This window comes from Abiotrophia sp., assembly GCF_057275535.1.
In genome coordinates this window covers 187,523-206,804 of the sequence record NZ_DBHIRJ010000004.1, presented here as the reverse complement: position 1 = coordinate 206,804, position 19,282 = coordinate 187,523, and the positions used below count along the sequence as shown (strand labels likewise).

General features: G+C 50.8%; 19 protein-coding genes and 1 tRNA gene. 4 read left to right on the top strand and 16 right to left on the bottom strand.

The features are described 5' to 3' along the window. Positions 1 to 220: 220 nt before the first annotated feature. The 3 genes from ACO53F_RS04725 to ACO53F_RS04715 all read right to left on the bottom strand — a co-directional run bounded on the left by ACO53F_RS04725 (position 221) and on the right by ACO53F_RS04715 (position 2,568). Positions 221 to 294: transfer RNA gene (locus ACO53F_RS04725), tRNA-Arg, on the bottom strand. 271 nt (positions 295 to 565) lie between these two features. Continuing rightward, on the bottom strand, positions 566 to 2,302 hold the full coding sequence (gene ptsP, locus ACO53F_RS04720; RefSeq protein ID WP_485137503.1) for a phosphoenolpyruvate--protein phosphotransferase: 1,737 nt from the start codon (positions 2,300 to 2,302) through the stop codon (positions 566 to 568). After that, positions 2,302 to 2,568, bottom strand: a complete 267-nt coding sequence (locus tag ACO53F_RS04715; protein ID WP_023391747.1) for a phosphocarrier protein HPr — start codon at positions 2,566 to 2,568, stop codon at positions 2,302 to 2,304. Before ACO53F_RS04715 ends, ptsP begins: the two co-directional genes overlap by 1 nt. A 274-nt stretch (positions 2,569 to 2,842) precedes the next feature. Here ACO53F_RS04715 and ACO53F_RS04710 point away from each other — a divergent pair, with 274 nt between their 5' ends. Then, entirely contained in the window at positions 2,843 to 3,121 is a 279-nt protein-coding gene (locus tag ACO53F_RS04710; protein ID WP_035364153.1) for a DUF1827 family protein, read from the top strand. A gap of 75 nt (positions 3,122 to 3,196) precedes the next feature. Here the strand turns inward: ACO53F_RS04710 and ACO53F_RS04705 are convergent, their stop codons facing one another. The 9 genes from ACO53F_RS04705 to ACO53F_RS04665 all read right to left on the bottom strand — a co-directional run bounded on the left by ACO53F_RS04705 (position 3,197) and on the right by ACO53F_RS04665 (position 14,494). Next, positions 3,197 to 4,681, bottom strand: a complete 1,485-nt coding sequence (locus ACO53F_RS04705; protein WP_485137516.1) for a nicotinate phosphoribosyltransferase — start codon at positions 4,679 to 4,681, stop codon at positions 3,197 to 3,199. A 29-nt stretch (positions 4,682 to 4,710) separates the two neighbouring features. Next, positions 4,711 to 6,285: a peptide chain release factor 3 gene (locus tag ACO53F_RS04700; protein ID WP_311466682.1), complete on the bottom strand. Its 1,575-nt coding sequence runs from the start codon at positions 6,283 to 6,285 to the stop codon at positions 4,711 to 4,713. 57 nt (positions 6,286 to 6,342) lie between these two features. Beyond that, positions 6,343 to 7,179 carry a DivIVA domain-containing protein gene (locus ACO53F_RS04695; RefSeq protein WP_485137502.1) on the bottom strand — a complete coding sequence of 279 codons (837 nt, stop codon included), beginning with the start codon at positions 7,177 to 7,179 and terminating at the stop codon, positions 6,343 to 6,345. An 88-nt stretch (positions 7,180 to 7,267) separates the two neighbouring features. Next, positions 7,268 to 8,242, bottom strand: coding sequence for an asparaginase (locus ACO53F_RS04690; protein WP_485137501.1), 975 nt, complete (start codon positions 8,240 to 8,242; stop codon positions 7,268 to 7,270). Positions 8,243 to 8,507: 265 nt separating this feature from the next. Beyond that, positions 8,508 to 10,286, bottom strand: a complete 1,779-nt coding sequence (locus ACO53F_RS04685; protein WP_485137500.1) for a glycerophosphoryl diester phosphodiesterase membrane domain-containing protein — start codon at positions 10,284 to 10,286, stop codon at positions 8,508 to 8,510. 156 nt (positions 10,287 to 10,442) lie between these two features. Next, a complete protein-coding gene (locus ACO53F_RS04680; protein WP_485137499.1) occupies positions 10,443 to 10,871 on the bottom strand; it encodes a Dps family protein in 429 nt (142 codons plus the stop codon). Positions 10,872 to 10,997: 126 nt separating this feature from the next. Beyond that, positions 10,998 to 11,357 (bottom strand): DUF1304 domain-containing protein, encoded by a 360-nt coding sequence (locus ACO53F_RS04675; RefSeq protein WP_485137498.1) that lies wholly within the window; start codon positions 11,355 to 11,357, stop codon positions 10,998 to 11,000. A gap of 441 nt (positions 11,358 to 11,798) precedes the next feature. Further along, positions 11,799 to 11,999, bottom strand: coding sequence for a heavy-metal-associated domain-containing protein (locus tag ACO53F_RS04670; protein WP_485137497.1), 201 nt, complete (start codon positions 11,997 to 11,999; stop codon positions 11,799 to 11,801). A 20-nt stretch (positions 12,000 to 12,019) separates the two neighbouring features. Continuing rightward, positions 12,020 to 14,494, bottom strand: a complete 2,475-nt coding sequence (locus tag ACO53F_RS04665) for a heavy metal translocating P-type ATPase (RefSeq protein ID WP_485137496.1) — start codon at positions 14,492 to 14,494, stop codon at positions 12,020 to 12,022. A gap of 187 nt (positions 14,495 to 14,681) precedes the next feature. On the opposite strand from ACO53F_RS04665, the gene ACO53F_RS04660 reads away from it, so the two are divergent. From ACO53F_RS04660 to ACO53F_RS04650, 3 genes are read left to right on the top strand one after another with little or no spacing between them, the layout of a single operon-like run. Further along, positions 14,682 to 14,999 (top strand): PadR family transcriptional regulator, encoded by a 318-nt coding sequence (locus tag ACO53F_RS04660; protein WP_023391732.1) that lies wholly within the window; start codon positions 14,682 to 14,684, stop codon positions 14,997 to 14,999. Next, positions 14,992 to 15,561 (top strand): DUF1700 domain-containing protein, encoded by a 570-nt coding sequence (locus ACO53F_RS04655; RefSeq protein ID WP_485137495.1) that lies wholly within the window; start codon positions 14,992 to 14,994, stop codon positions 15,559 to 15,561. Before ACO53F_RS04660 ends, ACO53F_RS04655 begins: the two co-directional genes overlap by 8 nt. Positions 15,562 to 15,585: 24 nt before the next feature. Next, complete coding sequence (locus ACO53F_RS04650; RefSeq protein WP_485137494.1) at positions 15,586 to 16,455, top strand: DUF4097 family beta strand repeat-containing protein; 870 nt, start codon at positions 15,586 to 15,588, stop codon at positions 16,453 to 16,455. 341 nt (positions 16,456 to 16,796) lie between these two features. On the opposite strand, the gene ACO53F_RS04645 is transcribed toward ACO53F_RS04650, so the two are convergent. The 4 genes from ACO53F_RS04645 to ACO53F_RS04630 form a co-directional block, all read right to left on the bottom strand. After that, positions 16,797 to 17,117, bottom strand: coding sequence for a hypothetical protein (locus ACO53F_RS04645; protein ID WP_485137493.1), 321 nt, complete (start codon positions 17,115 to 17,117; stop codon positions 16,797 to 16,799). A gap of 582 nt (positions 17,118 to 17,699) precedes the next feature. Continuing rightward, positions 17,700 to 18,302, bottom strand: a complete 603-nt coding sequence (locus ACO53F_RS04640) for a nitroreductase family protein (RefSeq protein WP_485137492.1) — start codon at positions 18,300 to 18,302, stop codon at positions 17,700 to 17,702. Positions 18,303 to 18,368: 66 nt separating this feature from the next. Continuing rightward, positions 18,369 to 18,812, bottom strand: a complete 444-nt coding sequence (locus ACO53F_RS04635) for an Rrf2 family transcriptional regulator (protein ID WP_485137491.1) — start codon at positions 18,810 to 18,812, stop codon at positions 18,369 to 18,371. A gap of 206 nt (positions 18,813 to 19,018) precedes the next feature. Next, on the bottom strand, positions 19,019 to 19,228 hold the full coding sequence (locus tag ACO53F_RS04630) for a hypothetical protein (protein WP_485137490.1): 210 nt from the start codon (positions 19,226 to 19,228) through the stop codon (positions 19,019 to 19,021). Positions 19,229 to 19,282: the final 54 nt, after the last annotated feature.

The window sequence follows — 19,282 nt, the reverse complement described above, 5'->3', positions numbered from 1 at the left end:
TAAGGATAACGATAAAGCAAAAGGTCTGGTCTTTAATAGGGTCCATGAATTTGAGATTAAAGAAAAATAAAGGAACCCCACTAGCCTTTGTTAGCTAGTGGGGTTCCTTTCATTCTCATGCTGTGTAATTTTTGTGCACACCAATTGACACATGCAATATCATTTGCAGACAAAAAGCCCGTCTTATCGGGCTTTTTGATTACGTATAATCGTATCCATACATCCCAGGAGGGATTCGAACCCCCGACCGTTCGCTTAGAAGGCGAATGCTCTATCCAGCTGAGCTACTGAGACATGCTGTATTCGCAAGTCGAATACCTATCTATTTTACGGCATGGGACAGGCTTTGTCAAGGTCTGTCTGGCCTGGACAGGCCCCTTTTCTTGAGCGATTCATAGCCTCTATTTTGAGAGTGGACGCCCCGCCCTTCTTGACCAGTTGGCTTCCCCTGCACCCACCTTGAGCCGGGTCAGCCTCCCCTCCTCAGCCAGCTCCCAAGTCCAAAGCCCCAGCCCACACAAAAAGAGACCAGGACCGCCGTCCTAGTCTCCTAATTCTTAGCTTATTATGCTTGGCCAGTTGCCTTAGCAACGGCTTCAGCTACCAAGGCTTCTACTTCATCAACAGTGGTGCACTCCTTGATGGCTTTGTCAGCCAAGGCTTTCATTTCTTGAGAGTCCAACTTGGTTAAGAGGGAACGCGTCTTCAAGATCGAAGTCGCTGACATAGAGAACTCGTCTAAGCCCATCCCTAAGAGGAGTGGCACAGCCGTTTGGTCCCCAGCCATTTCCCCACACATACCAGTCCATTTGCCTTCAGCATGCGATGCGTCGATGACGTGCTTGATCAAGGTCAAGATGGATGGGTTGTAAGGTTGGTAGAGGTAAGAGACTTGCTCGTTCATCCGGTCCGCCGCCATGGTGTATTGGATCAAGTCGTTGGTCCCGATAGAGAAGAAGTCTACTTCCTTAGCAAATTGATGAGCCAAGACAGCCGCAGCAGGAATCTCAATCATGATCCCGACTTGGATGCCGTCAGCTACTGCCACGCCTTCAGCGACTAATTCAGCCTTGACTTCTTCGTAGAAGGACTTAGCTGAACGGAATTCGCTCAAGGTCGCGATCATTGGGAACATAATCCGTAGGTTGCCGTGAACAGACGCGCGTAAGAGAGCCCGCAATTGGGTCTTGAACATGTCGCGTTGATCCAAGGAAATCCGGATTGCCCGGTAACCCAAGAATGGGTTCATTTCGTGTGGTAATTCCAAGTATGGTAACTCTTTGTCACCACCGATATCCATGGTACGTACCACTACTGGCTTGCCAGCCATTGATTCCAATACGGCCTTGTAAGCTTCGTATTGTTCATCTTCAGTTGGGAAATCAGCAGAGTCCATGTAGAGGAACTCAGTCCGGTAGAGACCGACTGCTTCCCCACCGTTAGCCAAGACACCGGCTACGTCTTTTGGCGTCCCGATGTTGGCAGCCAATTCCACGTGTTTGCCGTCTTTGGTTACGGATGGTGCAGAGACCAGTTTCTCCCATTCTGCTTTTTGGTCAGCGAAGGCTTGGGCTTTTTGGCGGTATTCCGCTACTTCCGCTTCGCTAGGGTTAACAAGTACTTTACCTTCTAAGGCGTCGACGATCAGTAAGTCGCCATCCTTAACCACATGGGTTACTTCCTTGGTCCCGACAATGGCAGGAATTTCCAAAGAGCGCGCCATAATGGCTGAGTGGGAGGTGCGTCCGCCAATATTTGTTACAAAGGCCCGAACGTATTTCTTGTTCAATTGCGCCGTGTCACTTGGAGTCAAGTCATGGGCAATGACAATGGCTTCTTCAGAGATAGTAGCTGGACTTGGTAACTTAACGCCTAAGAGAGCGGCAAGTACGCGTTCAGATACGTCTTTGATGTCGGCTGCACGCTCTTGCATGTATGGGTTGTCTTCCATTGATTTGAACAATTGGATGAACATGCCGCTTACATCACGCAAGGCTGCTTCCGCATTTACCTTTTCGTTACGGATAGTATTTTTGATTTGGTCAGTTAATTCTGGGTCGCCTAATACCAACAAGTGAGCTTCAAAGACCTGTGCCTCGTGTTCGCCTAAAGCGTCTAATGCCAAGTCACGAATGGCTGTGATCTCTTCTTTGGCTTGAGCCAAGGCAGCATCCAAACGCGCAACTTCGGCGTCAGTGTCTGCTACGGCTACTCGCTCAAAGCTCAAATCTGGCTCCGTTAATAAATAAGCAGGAGCGATGGCAATCCCATCACTCGCTGCAATACCCGCTAAGTATGTCATTACTCAGCCAAGCCTTCTTTTTTCATAGTTTCAGTTACAGCTTCAAGCGCTTCTTTTTCGTCAGCACCTTCTGCCGTAATGGTTACGTCAGCGCCTTGGCCTACGCCTAATGACATAACACCCATGATGGATTTCAAGTTAACAGATTTACCTTTGTATTCTAAGTTTAAATCAGCAGAGAATTTGCTTGCAGTTTGTACCAACAAAGTCGCTGGACGTGCGTGAATCCCTGTTTCAGCTACAACGTGAAATTCTTTCTTTTCCATATCAAAAAAACTCCTTTGAAAAAATAGTTTAGAAGATGAGGATGTAATGGCGATTACATCTCTTCACGTACTAGGATAACATTTTTTTCCCGATAGAACAACCGTCTAGCATGAAAAAATGACCCTAAAGACGAAAATTTTTTAAACGCTTTCCTAATTTGGCCCCATCCTAGTCGCTTTTTATCATGAAAATGTCTCTTTGCGGTTTTTTTCTAGAAATTCCCCTATATTTTTGGTTTGAAAAGGCTTATAATAGAATAAAGGAGGGTCTCGTATGAAAATGATTGACGTCACCAATAGTCATTATGACTTGGTCACTAAACAGCTAGAATGTTCGGACGCATCCATTGTTAAGGTCTACACCCTGGGCCCCACAACCGTCTTCTATTCAGCTGCCCCAACCCACAAGAACATCATCGTCATCAATAAGAACCGCCCTGTGCGCGCCAAGGAAATTGATTTTGCCATTGCCAAGCTCTTCCAGCAAAACAACCGCGACAATGTCGAAATCCTAGAGGCCCACAACTTTGTCGAGTTAGAACTCCGCCTATAAGCAGGCGGTTTTTTTCTTATATAAAATAAAAAAATAAGAGACTGAAAGGCCAACTTTCAGTCTCTTTTGCTTCTATTATTTTTCTTTGAGCAGCTGGCGAATGTCTTCTAACGAAGTCCGGCGCAAGAGACGGCCGTTCTCGAAGACTGGCAGCAGCAAGTTGTCGCAGCCTGCCAAGCTTTCGCGGGTATGGCCGTCTTCGTAGGTCAGCTGGCCTTGGTCATTGCGGTAAACCCGCACCCGGCCCTTTTGCGACTTCTTGGTGCCGCCCTTGTCGGTCTTAGGCGCCTTGAAGATGGCCTTTTCCTGACCGTCGATGACCACTGAGGTCGCCTTAAGGGCGAAGCCGAAGGAGTCCCGGGTCATGGATTGATAGGAGCGGCTACCAATGCCGAAGACCACGTTGGAGCTAGCAAAGCCCTTAGCTGCCAAACGCTCTAAGATCAGTTGGGCCCTTTCCAGGGTAATGGAATCACCATAGATAGCCCCGATATGCGGATCCAGCACCTTGTAGCCCAAGTCATTGACCTGGCCGCCAAAAGTATCCCAGAGACACTCAATCAGACCCTTTTCTTCTGGCGTTTGGCCCTTGCCAAATTCTTGGACCGTCCCGCAGAGGATGTCTTCTGGCACGCCAGAGTCAGGTCGGATGACCAGGCGGCCCTCACGTTCCAGAATGACTGACTTAAGGGCTGGCAGGTATTCCCCTACCACGCGCCAGAAGTCCCAGCTATCACTCACCACGCTGACAAAGCCCTTAGGATAGACATCTGTCAGCAGGTGGCGGAAGAGTTCTTGCTCGCTATCCTCGCCATAGGCACACATGACGCTGTGCTCAGTGGCCGGAATACTCATAATAATCGGTGCCTTTTCACAGTCAGCCTCATAGTATTCTTCATGGAAGCAACCGGCTGGAATGGTGTCGGAACCCAAGAAGCTGAGCAAATGGGCCGCGCCTGAGACGGTCGAGGTCATTTCAGAACTCATGCCCCGCATACCGAAGTCATGGGCTTGGAAGTCCACGCCTTCAACCCCACCTGTAGTTTGCAGGCTGAAGCTCTCCAGAATCCGGCGGTAGCCATCGGCTACCGTGGCGCTAGTCATCGGCAACCAAAGGGTGTTGAGCATGGTGGTTTCTAGGTAGCTAGACAACCAGAAGAAGTCCGGATGGGTATTCTCGATGGTCAAGACTGGCACCTTGATAGGCGCCCGACTCCCCTCAGCTAGGGCAGAAATTTTAATAGGCAGATAGCCCAGGTCATGCAGGGCCTCCAAGTGGGCCACGGGGACAGGGTCCAAGCCTAGGGAATGCTTAACGAAGCGTTGATAGTCGGCGATGACTTGACGCTTAGGCTTTTGGAAGAAGCCCTCGTTGAAGCGTCGGATCAAGTATTCCTTGATATAGTATTGGATCCCGAAGACCACCACATGTTGGCTAAATTGAGCCCGTTCATTGGAACGTGGGGTCAAGACTGAGTAGACATATTCGGTCTTGGCTGGGTATTGTTCCCGGTGGGAGAGTTTGTAGAAATCTGCTAAGAGGGTAACTGGCGTATTTATGGGCCTGGCTCCTTTCCATGAGCAAGTGATTAGAGTAATTTTTTCAATTCAATATCTGGATACTTGTCCTTGAACCAATTTTCAGCAAAGGCGTTCTCGAACAAGAAGACCGGCTGACCGAAGCGGTCCTTAGCCAAGAGGTTACGGCTGGAAGACATGTTAGGGTTGAGGTCCTTCTCGTCAATCCAACGGGCAATCTTGTTGCCAATTGGGGTCATGTCCACTTCCGCATTGTACTCATGCAGGAGGCGGTACTGGAAGACTTCAAATTGTAGCTGACCGACCGCCCCGATAATGTATTCTTCGGTATGGTAGGTCTTGTAGAGCTGGATGGCCCCTTCTTGGACCAGCTGCTCAATCCCCTTGTGGAAAGACTTCTGCTTCATGACGTTCTTAGGTGTTACCTTCATGAAGAGTTCCGGTGTAAACTGTGGCAGTGGCTTGAATTGCAGACCGGCATTACCCGTGTAGAGGGTGTCGCCAATCTGTAGGTTGCCTGTATCGTAGAGACCAATAATGTCCCCGGCAACGGCTTCTTGCACTTCTTCCCGGGTATCGGCCATGAATTGTGTGGTGTGGGCCATGCGGATGGTCCGCTTGGTCCGATTGAGGGTCACGTTCATGCCCTGCTCGAATTTACCGGAGCAGATACGGACAAAGGCTATCCGGTCACGGTGGGCTGGGTTCATGTTGGCCTGAATCTTGAAGATAAAGCCAGTAAAGCGTTCATCGGTTGGCTGGACCACTACTTCTCCTTCGGCTTCTACGGCCGCTGGCGCTGGCGCCAAATCCACAAAGGCATCGAAGAAGGTTTGGACCCCGAAGCCTGTTAGGGCTGAACCGAAGAAGACAGGCGTCAACTTACCCCGGTTAATGAGCTCACGGTCGAAGGCATTACCCGCTTCTAACAAGAGCTGGGCATCTTCCATGGCTTGAGAATAGATAGAGGATTGCTTGAAGGCATGGTCGCCTTGGGCTTCCCCGTCTTCATCTAGAGGAATATAGCTGTCCTCTTCCCCGTCCAGACCGCGTAGTTCCACTCGGTTATTGTAGAGGTCGTAGAGGCCTAGCAAGTTTTTCCCCATACCCATTGGCCAGTTCATAGGATAGGCATCAATGCCTAGGACTTCTTCCAGTTCCGCCACCAATTCTAGGGGCTCACGACCGTCCCGGTCCAACTTGTTCATGAAGGTGAAGATGGGGATACCACGCATGGAGCAGACTTCGAAGAGTTTCTTGGTCTGAGGCTCAATCCCCTTCCCTGAGTCCACCACCATGACCGCGGCATCCACCGCCATCAGGGTCCGGTAGGTATCTTCCGAGAAGTCCTCGTGCCCTGGCGTATCCAGAATATTGACTTGATAGCCATCATAGTCCACCTGCATAACCGAAGAGGTAACGGAGATACCCCGTTGCTTTTCGATTTCCATCCAGTCGGACTTGGCGAATTTCTTAGACTGCTTCCCCTTGGCCTTGACCGTCCCGGCTTCCCGGATGGCTCCCGAGAAGAGCAGGAGTTGCTCGGTGATGGTCGTCTTCCCCGCGTCCGGGTGAGAAATAATGGCAAAGGTCCGGCGCTTGGCTACTTGACTTGTTAAACTCATGTTATGCTCCTTCTTAGTAAGCAAAAGCCCGTGGTTGGTTGACACGGGACTTGAGGCTTATGATCGTTTCTTCTTGTTGTGTTTGGGTTTAAAAGGGACGAGCTTGCGGTCAGCGTCGCTGACTGAGCTGGAGGACTCTTCCCCTACGGGCGCTTCTTCATAGACTTGATCAGACCCGACAACTTTCTTGACTGCTTGGAACTGAGAGGAGGCGTCGTCCTCCTGGTCATGCTTATCTTTGGCAGATGTTGATGAAGCGTTCGATTGGGGCGCCTCTTGATTAGGCTCGACCGTCATCACTTCCTGGATTAATTTCTTCAATTCTTGCTTCTCTTCTTCGGTCAGGCTGCCGTCTTGTAAGAGGTGGCTTAAATCTTCCCGACCCTTAAGGCTAAAGCCCTCGTCGGCCACATATTCCTTAAGCTGTATATTGAAGCGATTGACTTCCTTCTCTGGATAGAGGGCATCAAAGTCAGTGTCTTTGAGGATGGCTTCATACTGTGACAAAATAGTCATCATTTGGGCCTTCATCTCATTGAGCTGGTCCTTAAGTTGGGCCCCGCCTTCCACCAAATCATGGCTGTAGGCGGCGAACTCTTCCTTGTATTGGACCACTTGTTGGTTGGTCTGATCGACTAGGCGTTGGGCCTCTTCCGTCGATTCTTGGACAATCTGGTTACCTGTGCGGCGGGCATCCACAATCCCATCCTTAAGGGCTTGTTCCATGTCCTGATATTTGACCATGTCTGCTTGCAACTTGGTCACTTGTGCTTGGATGTCAGCGACTTGCTTTTCGAGCTCACTGATGCGCTGATCCTTGGATTCAATGACGCGTTCTACCTGACTACGGTTGTAGCCGAAGAAGCTTAATCCAATATGGGTTACTTGACTCATATGGGTCACCTTTCTACTCATTCTAACTGTCCCTATTAGTTTATCAAAAAAACGGCGCCTTGGCATCCCTTTTTTGATAATTTTTCACTTATTTTGCCCCTAAATGAAAGGCCTGGGCGATATTGACCGGCGTCTGGCTGTTAAGCAAGACTAGCAACTTGATACGAGCCTTGACCCCGCTCAAGCCCTGGGTGAAGATGACCCCGGCTTGGCGCAGCTGCTTGCCGCCCCCTTCATAGTCGTAAACATCTTCCGTAATGCCGTTGAAGGCCCGTGACACCATAACTACTGGCAGGCCAGCTGCCAAGACCTTATGAAGGCCAGGCAAGGCCGCCGGTGGCAGGTTGCCTGCCCCTAGCCCTTCAATGACCAGGCCGCTATAGGCGCCTGAGTCCACAATGTGGTCAAACAAATCAGCCGTCATGCCCGAGTAGGCCTTGAGTAGGGCTACTTGCTTGGTCAGGGCCTGGAGCTCATAGTGCTCGCTATGCAGTAACTTCTGGAAGTAGAGGACCTGGTTCTTAGACACAATCCCATTAGGGCCAAAGGTTGGCGTCTGGAAGGTGGCCACATTGGTGGTGTGGGTCTTGGTCACATAGGTAGCCGTGTGAATTTCCTCGTTCATGACCACCATGACCCCTTTGCCCCGCGACTGGTCGGCGACGGCAGTGACAATGGCCGACCGCAAATTGGCTAGGCCATCCGAGCCCATCTCATTGCTGGAACGCATGGCCCCGGTAATGATGACCGGGATGTCCAGATCCAGGGTCAACTCCAGGAAATAGGCCGTCTCTTCCAGGGTGTCGGTCCCGTGGGTGATGACCACCCCGTCAAACTCCTCCTGGTGGGCTTCAATCCAGTTTTTCAGCTCCAACATATGTTGGGGCGTCACATGGGGTGACGGCAGGTGGAAGAAGTCAATGATGCTTAAGTCAGCCAAAGAACGGAAGAGATTGCCTTCCTGGCTGAGCGGATTGGTGGAAGATGGGGAGACCTTACCAGTAGTCTGGTCCTCACTCATGGAGATAGTTCCCCCTGTGTTTAAAGTGGCAATCCGTTTCATCTCTTGCCTCCCTCCTTTGGCTCTAATCGGCTATACAATACTTGCACCCCTTATTGTAACATGAATACCCCCCAGTGTCTGTAACAAATTCCCTACAAATGGCCGACTTAAGCCTGCAAAAAAGAGGCCCTGGGGCCTCTTTTAGGTGTGCTTCAATTGGCTTAACTAGGAAAAGAGTTAGCACGAGCCAGCCAAGCTAGTTAACCCAAACCAGTCAGGCTAGTAAGTCCAAGCCAAGCGAGCTAGTTAGCCCGAGTCAACCCAGCTAGTTACCCGAAGCCAACTGGAGCAGATAGTCCAAGTAGTTGCCCTGATGGGACTGGAGCTTTTGTCTGATGCTGGCCACTTGATCCGGCTGATCCGTGATGATGGCATCGACCGGTTTTTGCAGGTATTTGCGGATTTTCTCATTATCATTAATGGTCCAGACATAGACGGCCTTGCCCTGGTCGTGGGCCTGGTCAGCCAAGTAGTCCTGATAGGAGAAGTCTTCGATGACGAAGAAGTCTACCTGATTGTCGCCAAAGCCCCCTAGCTGGATGGGAATGACATAGCCGGTCTCGATTTCTGGCGCCAGTCGCTCAATTTCTTCCATGACCTTGAGGTCTAAGGACATGGTCTTGTAGTGGGTCTCCACACCCAGCTGGCGCATCTTGTCGATAAAGATTTGAGCGTAATTGTCAGGCTCGCCCCCGTGAGGCTTGAGCTCGACTAGGAGCTTGACGCCCAGTTCTTTGGCCCGTTTGACATAGGCGTCAAAGGAAGGAATGGTGGCCTCCAGGCCGTCCTGGTGCACGGTCAGGCCCTCCACTTCCGCCAGCGTCATGTCCTGAACCCGGCGGTCAATGCCAGCCAGACGCTTGAGGTTATAGTCGTGCATGACCACAAACTGCAAATCCTTGGTCAGTAGAATATCCATCTCTACTTGGTCCACCCCTTGGGCAGCCGCCGCTTCCAGGGCTGGGATAGTATTCTCCACTCCCTCGGCCACATAGCCCCGATGGGCCACGACTTGCTGCTTGCTGTTAAGACCGCCAGAAAAGACTTCAAAGGCAGCCGACCCATAGGCCATGGCTCCCAGCAAGGCTAGCAGCAGATAGAAGCGCCAACCGCGTTTGCCCTTGGCCTGGGCTAGCAAGTAAGGCTGACTTTCCAAAGGCCGCCCCAAGAAAATCAAGAGAATGGACATGACGCCCACCTTGGTGAAGAGACCAAAGGCAAAGTTGACGCCCCGATAGAGGGTCAGGACGCCGGCCTGGAACCAGAGATTATCGCCCTTTGTATTGATTAGGAAGGCTAGGCTGGCACCTAGAATAATAAATAGAAAGCCCAAGATAGCCAGGATTACTTCAAAGCCCAGCAAGGCGCCCACTAGCTTGCGCTTGCCCTGGCGCGTGGCCTGCCAACTCATTTTAAGCGATTGGGAGAAGGCCTGGTCGCCAATGACCATGAGGGGAACCGTGTAAATCAGACGCAGGTTGAGATAGGATAGGACTAGAAAAACCAGCCCCACCATAACCGTCCCCATGGGGGTCTTCATCAATTCACCCGTGATGAATTCCGGCACATAAATGCCCTCCGTCAGACTGGACTCGAGGACCAAGCCACTGACTGGCAAGGTAATCAGTAAATAGCCAAAAAAACTAACAAAGTCCAACCCAGTCAAGGATTTGAGCCGGCCCAGGGAATGGGTCAGCAAGCCTCGATAGGACAGGCGTTTGCCCTGGCGACAGGCATCAATCACATATGCTATGGCCGACAGTTCCAGGTAGAAGAGCAAGGCAAAGACCGCCCCCAGGACCAGCAGAATACCAATAGAGAGCGGGTTAGCCAGCAGATGACTAATATTGTTCTTATCCAGATTGGTCTGGTCGGCTGCTATCAGAGCCAGCCGGAAGAGATAGACCAGCAGCCCGGCCCCTAGCCCACTGACTAGGAATTGTAGGGCCGTCCCCATGGACAGTAGGACCAAGGCATGGCGCCTAATCAAACTTAGGGTCTGACGGATGGGTTGGGGTTTGTGGTGTGTATGGGTAGGTGACATAAGGTTTCCTCATTATCTTAATCTAAACTTGTCCAGTCCCGAGGACTGGGTCTCGTTTAGACTAACATAAAAGTGATAAAAATCATAGGGCCATTAGCCAAAAAATAAGCACAAAAAAGGAGCCCAAGCTCGGGGCTTCAGCTCCAAAAATTTCTATTAGCCCAAGTAAGCCTTCATGGTCCACAAGTGCTTGTCGTAGACAGCCTTCATACCAATCAAGAGGTCTTGGCTGACTTCGTCGATGTCAGAACGAATGGCAGCTTCCAATTGAGTACGGAAGAGCTCGAAGTCGGCAACTGTTTCTTCGACCATTTGACGACCTGTTTTTTCAGTCGTGTATGGCGCTTCCTTGATGGTTGCCAAGGCTAAGAATTCACCTAAAGTTGAAACTGGCTTGCCGCCAATCATGAGGATGCGTTCGGCTACTTCGTCAAATTGTTCGTGAACTTCGTTATATTGCGTTTCGAAAAGTTCGTGCAATTTGTAAAAGTCTTGGCCTTTTACATAGAAGTGGTGTTGATGCAATTTCGCATATAAAACACCTAAGTTGGCTGTGATTTCGTTAAGACGTTGAACGGTTGACATAATCAAACACTCCTTTACTTTTTTGATAGGATGACCCTATCTCTATCTACCATTATAGACCTCTTAGATAGTAAAGCAAGGAATATGCACTTTTTATTGAGAATTATATAAACTTAGGTTTTGTTATTAAAACAAGAGACTAAGCAAAGCCAAGAAAGGCAGCCCGCCCTGTTTGACTAGAATGGCCTTGTCGCTAGTGACTGCCCCATAGGCCGCCACCACCAGAATGTTGATAAGTAAGACTAGGGCCAACTCCTTAGGCGCCGAGGCAAAGTAAGCCGCATAGAGCAAGGCCGCGCCAATAAAGCCGTTGTAGACCCCTTGATTTTTCATGAGGGTATTGAACTTGGGCTCTGCCAGCTGCTCCCGACTAATAGAGAAAACCCGGCTGGTAGCTTGCGAAGTCGTCGCCACCGTCTCCAGATACATAATATAGAAGAAAAGCAAGGCCGATAAAGTAATAAGAATCTTTGAAATAATGGACATAGTGTTGCTCCTTTAAGTTGCTTGGTTAGTAACCTTGTCAGTATAAAAAGGGAGCCCCTAACTTGTCAAGCCTTGGGCTCGGGGCCGGAGCTTCTGCCTTGCTAGTGGACCACTAGCTCTGCCTCTTTCCTCAGTTTCCAGCCTTTTCGCCTAGCCAGTGGGCCACTCTCAAAAGTGGTCCACTAGCTCTCCCATTTTTCCAGGTTTCCGGCCCTTTCTCGGCCTTTTCGCCTCAGCTAGTGGGCCACTCTCAAAAGTAGTCCACTGGCTCTGCCTCTTCCCCTGGTTTCCGGCCCTTTCCCAGCCTTTCAGACCTAGCCAGTGGACCACTCTGGAGAGTGGACCACTGGCTCTCAGCGTCGGGCATTCTGTCTAGGCTCCCTTCCCCAAACCCAAGAAAAAAGACCAGCCCCATAGAGCTAGTCTTCCTCCTTAACCCAACTACTTAGTAGCCAGGACATATTTAGTTTGCGCCAATGCTTCTTGCAAGCTGGCTTGGTCAACTTGACCGGTGACGGTCACGCTTTTGCTGGCTAGGTCGGTGGTGACGGCTTGGACGCCGGCTACCTGGCTAAGTAGGTTCTCAATATTCTTGGCACAGCCACCACATTTCATGGCTTCTACTAGATAAGTTTTTTCCATTATAATCTCTCCTTTTTCACTTAAGCCTTAAAACGACGCAGTCGCAAGGCATTGACAATGACGGAGACGGAGCTGAAGCTCATGGCCGCGCCTGCCAACATGGGGTTGAGGAGCGGCCCACCAAAGAGGTGCAAGATCCCCATGGCTACCGGGATGCCTAACACATTGTAGGCAAAGGCCCAAAATAAATTCTCCTTAATATTGCGGATGGTGGCCTGACTGAGCTTGATGGCGGTCGCCACGCTGGTCAGGTCAGAGCCCATGAGGACCATGTCAGCCGACTCAATGGCCACGTCCGTCCCCCGGCCAATGGCCAAGCCCACATCTGCCTGGGCCAGGGCAGGCGCATCATTGATGCCGTCCCCTACCATGGCTACCTTGAGTCCCTTAGCCTGCAAATCAGCCACTACCTGGGCCTTGTCCGCAGGCAGAACGTCGCTAATAACCTGGTCAATGCCAGCTTCTGCAGCCAAAGCCTGCGCTGTCTTGGCATTGTCGCCCGTCAGCATAATGACTTGCAAGCCCATGGCCTTGAGGCGGCGGACAGCCTCCGGACTAGTCTCCTTAAGCGGGTCGGCTACCGCAATCAGGCCTAGGAGCTCATGCTCATTAGCCACATAAATTGGCGTCTTACCCCCAGCCGCCAAAGCCGCCGCCTGCTCTTCTGCCTGACCCAAATCCAGCCCCTGCTCTTGCATGAGCCGTCGGTTGCCCAGGTAATAAGTCGCCTGATCTAGCCGGACTTGAATCCCCGACCCGGTCAGAGATTGGAAGTCAGTCACTTCAGGCAAAGCCAGCTCCCGCTCACGGGCACCGGCCACAATGGCCTGACCCAGTGGGTGCTCAGAGTTAACTTCAGCCGCAGCTGCCAAGGCCAGTAACTGATCTGGCGTCCAGCCTGTCAGAGGCAGCACATCGGTCACTTGGGGTTGGCCCTGGGTCAGGGTACCCGTCTTATCCAAGACTACGGCGTCCACTTGGTGGGCCATTTCCAGGGCGGTCCCGGACTTAATCAGAATGCCCTGCTCGGCCCCTTTACCAGTCCCCACCATAATGGCGGTTGGAGTGGCCAGACCCAACGCACATGGGCAAGCAATCACGAGGACTGCAATACTAATGGTCAAGGCAAAGCCCCAGGACTGGCCGCCAATCAGGTACCAGGCCAGACCAGCCACTAGAGCCAAGGTCATCACTACCGGCACGAAGACAGCCGAAACCCGGTCAGCCAATTGGGCAATAGGGGCCTTAGAGCCTTGCGCTGCTTGGACCAAATGAATAATCTGCGCCAAGGTGGTGTCTTGGCCCACTTTATTGGTTTCAACAATTAAAGACCCTTGCTGGTTGAGGCTAGCGCCCACCACTTGGTCGCCTACCTTTTTAGCAACCGGCAGGCTCTCACCGGTCAACATGGACTCGTCCACCCAGGATTGGCCCTCCACTACCCGGCCGTCGACCGGAATCTTTTGTCCAGGTCGCACCCGAACTAGGTCGCCCACTTGGACTTGTTCCAGTGGCAGGGTCACTTCCTGGCCTTCTCGTAAGACCTGAGCCTCTTGAGGAGCCAGCTTAATCAGGGCCTGAATGGCGGCTGAGGTCTGGCCCTTGGACCGGGCTTCGAAATATTTACCTAGTGTCACCAGGGTCAGGATGACGCCGGCTGACTCATAATAGAGGGACATGGCCGCATGGTGGTTGCCCAACCAGACCTGAATACTACTATAGAGGCTATAGGCTACCGCCGCGCTAGTTCCCAGGGCCACCAGAGAATCCATATTAGGATGGCCCTTGACCAAATGCTTGAAGCCATTTAGGAAGAAGGACCGCCCCAGCCAGAGAATAGGCAGGGTCAAGGCCAGCTGCAGACTAACAAAGAGCTGGCCACCCCCGCGATGGCTGAGCCAAGTTGGTAGGGTCAGGCCTACCATTTCGGCCATGGCTAGACAGAGCAGTGGCAAGGCGAAAATAGCCGACAGCCAGAAACGACGCCAGAGGGCTGCTTGGTGGCTAGCCTTGGCTTGGGCCGCCTGATCCGCCTCTTGCTGGATTTGGGCTTGGCTAGCTCCAGCTTGATCTGCTAGGACCTGGGCTTGATAGCCGGCCTCTGCCACGGTTTGGCAAATTATTTCTTCATTAATAGCGCCTAGCTGGTAGGTCACCGACAGGACTTCAGTGGCCAGATTGACGCTAGCCGCGCTGACTTCTGGCAGGCTGCCGACTGCAGACTCAATATTGGCCGCGCAAGAGGCACAGGACATGCCTGTCAGGGCGAAGTTTTGCGTCACTTGGGGCAGGACCAAATCATAACCGGCCGCCTGGACCGCTGCCTGCAAGTCTAGGGGGCTGACACTCCCTTCTGTCTCCAGGCTGACTTTTTCAGTTGCTAAATTCACTTGTGCTGACTTGACACCCGTTACGGCCTGCAGGGCCACTTCCACTGCATGGGCACAAGAAGCGCAAGACAAGCCTTGAACCGCATATTCTTGTGACATGGTCATCACCTTCCTTAATCTCATTTTTAGGATTACAAGTGTAATCCTCATTTATAGTATAACACCTTAGATTACATTTGTAAACCCCTCTTTTTTCTCAGACTTAAGACCGATTTTACTCTTTATGACAGAATATCCCTTGACGCATTATACTATGCGTTGTATAGTATAGGTGTAGAAAGGAAGAACGCCTATGGAAGCTCAACTCAAGCGTGGCCTTTTGGAAGTCTGTGTATTGGCCGCCCTGCGCCAAGAAGACTCCTATGGCTATAAAATTGTCAAAGATGTGTCGGAATACATTCCGATCTCCGAATCCACCCTCTACCCCATCCTCAAGCGACTGGAAGCCAACCAGGCGGTGGCTGCCTACTCGATTGAGCATAAGGGACGCCTACGCAAGTACTACCGCCTGACCCATGTCGGCCACAGTCAAATCCAGAACTTTCTCCAGGACTGGGACGCCGTCATGAAAGCCTACCACTTTATCCTAGGAGATGATCGACATGAATAGATACGACTTCAAACACCAACTAGCCGGGCGCTTGGCTGACCTGCCCGACGAAGAACTGGCCACCACCCTGTCCTTCTTCGATGAGATGATTGATGACCGCCTAGACGAGGGCATGACTGAGGAGCAAGCCGTAGCTGACTTGGGTGACTTAGATGAAATTGCTAACCGGATTCTAGCGGAAATATCACCCTTTGAGCGGGTCAAGCAAAAACTCAAACCCAAACGCCCTATTTCGGGTGGCCAATGGGTCTTGATTGCCCTGACCTTCCCCATCTGGTTGCCACTTATTATAACGGTCGGCGCTATAGGCTTTGCCTTGGTATTGGTGATGGCATCCCTACTTTTCGCCTTTTATGCCATGGTCTTTGCCTTTATCATCGGTGGGGCTTTCCTGGTAGTGACCAGCCCCTTCACCTCCGGTTTCAACCTGATTAATGCCCTCTTCAACTTCGGGGCAGGTCTTTCCCTAGTCGGTCTAGGCCTCCTATTCTTGCCATGGGCCCAACGTGGCTTCCGCAATCTCAACCATCGACTGCGCTGGATTCACTCTCGTCGTGACTAGACTCACCTAGAAAGGAGCTTATTTATGAAAAACCTGACCAAAACCGCCATTATTCTCATTATATTAGGCATGATGTCCATTGGGACGGCCTTCGCCCTATCGGGTGGGGACCTGTCACGCTTCAATATGGCAGGAAGCCCAGAGAACAAACAATACCAAGCCTCAGCTAGCGATGTGACTGAGTTGGTCGTCAAGGCTTCGATTGCGGATGTGACCGTCACAGGCACTGACCAATCCGACATCAAGATTGACTACACCGAAGACCGCAGCGTCAACTATAACATCAAGCAAGAAGGCTCTCGCCTGATTATGCAATCCAAGGGCCAGTTCTTCTTCTTCAATTTCTGGTCCTTCAACCCCTTCGGTATCTTCAATTCCCACAAGATTAACATTACCCTTCCTAAGGAGCTGGCCGCCAAAGTGGACATCAAGTCTTCGACTGGATCCATCACCGTCAGCGACCTTAACCTCAAGGACAACCTCAAGCTCGACGACTCGACTGGCGACATCCAGCTAGAAAAGGTTAAGGCTAGCAAGGATATTAACGTCTCTGCCTCAACGGGTAAGATTAGCCTTGACCAGGTTTCCGGCCAAAACTTTGACCTATCTGCTTCAACGGGTGATATCCGCACCAAGCAAACCCAGGCTAGTGGTACGACCTTCAAGGCCAATAGTTCAACTGGGGAAGTAGATATTCAGGACTTGAATGACGTGCCAGACATTGAACTTTCCTCTTCAACGGGTGATATTAAGGCCACGATTCAAGGCAAACGCAAGGACTATCAAATCGACACCAAGACCATGGGCAACAAAACCCAAGAAAACGAAGGCGCCAGCAAGAAAGTCAAGGCCCACTCGTCAACTGGCAATGTTAACGTCCAATTCTCGGAATAAGCGATAGAAAAAGAGGCCCTCGGGCCTCTTTTTTGTGCCTTGTTCTGGCTTGGCCACGGCGGCTGCTCTAGGCAAAGTTAGACCCTTGCGGCGGACCGGCTCCAGCCAGCCTGCGGCTGTCTTCCGCCTTGGCGGTCTATGGTGGCCTAAGTCGCTACGCTCCAAGGCCACTCATACGCCCGCCATCCTAATGCCACAAGGGCTACTTTGCCCCGCAGCCGCCTTGCCAAGCCTAGGAAGCGAAAAAGTTTTGTGTTGCCAACAAGATTTATCTGTCTATCTGACTTCAAATCTTATTTTTCTAAAGAATTTAGCGAAAATACCTACTCACATCCACTCTATTAATCCCCAAAGTAGGCTTTTAGAAGTGCTACTTGTTCTTGATCTAGCATCTCTTGCCCGTCTATCAGTTTATTTAGGGCTTCAAGGGACACACCAGAAGTATCACTCAGCCGCTTGAGGTAGTCCGTCCCTTTGCTTTGTAGTTTTATCCGAATCAATTCCGCATAGTAGTCATTGGTCACTTTAAGGACGGTAGCCTCATCCCGAATGTCGAGGGTATCACTCAGCAAATCAAAAACCGTCTGCAAATTCAAGAGGCCCGCTAAGTTACGAATGACCTGCTTAATTTGGCGCAAGATATAATCATTTTCAACAAACATGACGCTTCCTCCTTTTGGCTGATAACTCTACTTACATCCTTATTATAGCCCTCTAAACCGAAAATAAATAGGCCTACTTCATTTAAATACAGGCTTTGCCGACTAATTCGTCACCCTACCTTCAACACCAACTTAAGGAAATCGGGGCGGCCAAAGACTTGCGCCAGGGGCCCAAGAGATGACTAGCGTATTAGAGGCCCTTGGAGCGAAGCGACTTAGGGACTCAATAGCTAGGCAAGGCGAGAGACTGGCGGGCCAGGCTCGAACCGGTCCAGCCCCAGGCCAAGTCTTTGGCTTGAGCCCCAATTTCCTAGTCATAGTCCCCAGCCATGGCCAGGTCGGGTGCGGGCAAAGTGGGCCTTGTGGCCTCTAGGATGGCGGACGCATGAGTGGCCTTGGAGCGGAGCGACTTAGGCCACCATAGACCGCCAAGGCGGAAGACAGCCGCAGGCTGGCTGGAGCCGGTCCCGCCACAAGGGCTCCACTTTGCCTAAGTACCCGACCTGACCAAGGCGAACCGAGGCAGACACAAAAAAGACAGAGGTCCTTCAGACCTCTGTCCTCCACTAGCTATAGCTTGTCTTATTTACCGAATGACTTAACGCGATCTTGGTCAGCCATGTATTCTTTGTCGCCAGCTGGCGCTACCACGCTACCGAATGGTGCTTGGGCACGTAATTTCCAAGTAGATGGGATATTGTATTTAGCGGCTACCTTTTCGTCTACTAATGGGTTGTAGTGTTGCACGTTCATGCCGATGTTTTGTTCAGCCAATGCCAACCATACTGCGTATAAGTTGATCCCGTGGGCTTGTTCTGACCAGATTGGGAAGTTGTCAGCGTAGAGTGGGAAGTTAGCTTGTAAGCCTTCTACGACTTCTTGGTCTTCGAAGAAGAGGATGGTCCCAGCCCCTGCTGCAAAACCTGCTAAACGACCCTTAGTCCCTTCAAAAGCTTCCGCTGGCGTTACCTTTTCAAGTTCGCTGTAAGCAATCTCGTTCCAGAAGTCTTCAGACTCTTTGCCGAATAAGATGACGGCACGGCTAGATTGAGAGTTGAAAGCAGATGGTGCTTCCTTCATGGCTTTTTCTACGATTTCAACTAGGGCGTCGTTAGAAACTGGCAGCTCCTTACCGAGTGCGTAAACTGAACGACGTTTTGCTTGTAATTGGTTAAAGTTTGACATATTAATTACCTCTATTCTTTCTATTTTTTATATTCTAATCCCCAAGGGATAGTTAATTTACTTATATTATTGGGCGCTTTGCGCAATGGCCTTTTCTAAATCTTCCACCACATCTTGCATGGTGATGCGCTTGAGTTCATTTTCCATGGCCGCTTGGATCTGTATCAATTTGCCATCCACCGCTTGGTGAATATTGCGGCCTACCGGACAGTCCTGATGTGGGTTAGGATGGAAATTGAAGAGCCCATCCTTGTCAACACTGTCTACCGTGACATAGATATCATAAAAAGTGATGGCATCCAGGGGCTTGGCCAAGCGTGATCCCCCACTACCTTGACGCGACTCGATAATGCCAGCCGCCTTCAAGCCGGATAGGACCGACCGCACGACCACGGGGTTGACCTGAATGCTCTCCGCTAGGAAGTTACTGGTCACGCGCTGCTGGTCTTGTCTCAAATAGATGACGGCCAATGAATGGATTGCAATGGTAAAGCGACTTGATATTTGCATAGACTCACATCCTATTTCTTACTTTCTTACCATGGTTGTGACGACTTAAGGCTGCTTAAGCAACCGTCTGCCTGGTTTACCATTGGCTACTGGGACAAGTCTTAGTCTACCCTCCTTTATTGTCAAATGCTAACTTGTAACTTTCCGCGTTACAAGTTTATACTTAAATCTTAACACCCTCTCTTTTAGTTGTCAACCCCATTGACTTAAAATTTTTTAGGGCTTATTTTTCCTTGATATAGCGGCATTCTTAGCCAATTTGACTTAGCCAGAGCGAGTGCGGGGGCAAAAGATTTTGAGTCCTGCACCTTAGCCCCTCCAATTTGCCCTAACCATAAACACGAACGAAGCCATTTTTCTTGGCCCCGGCCATTCGTTTTTTTAGCCACAAGGCCTGACATTTCTGTTATAATCATAGCAGAAGCCCCTTGCAAGGGCTGGCCATTACCAAGCATTCTAGGAGGACCGCT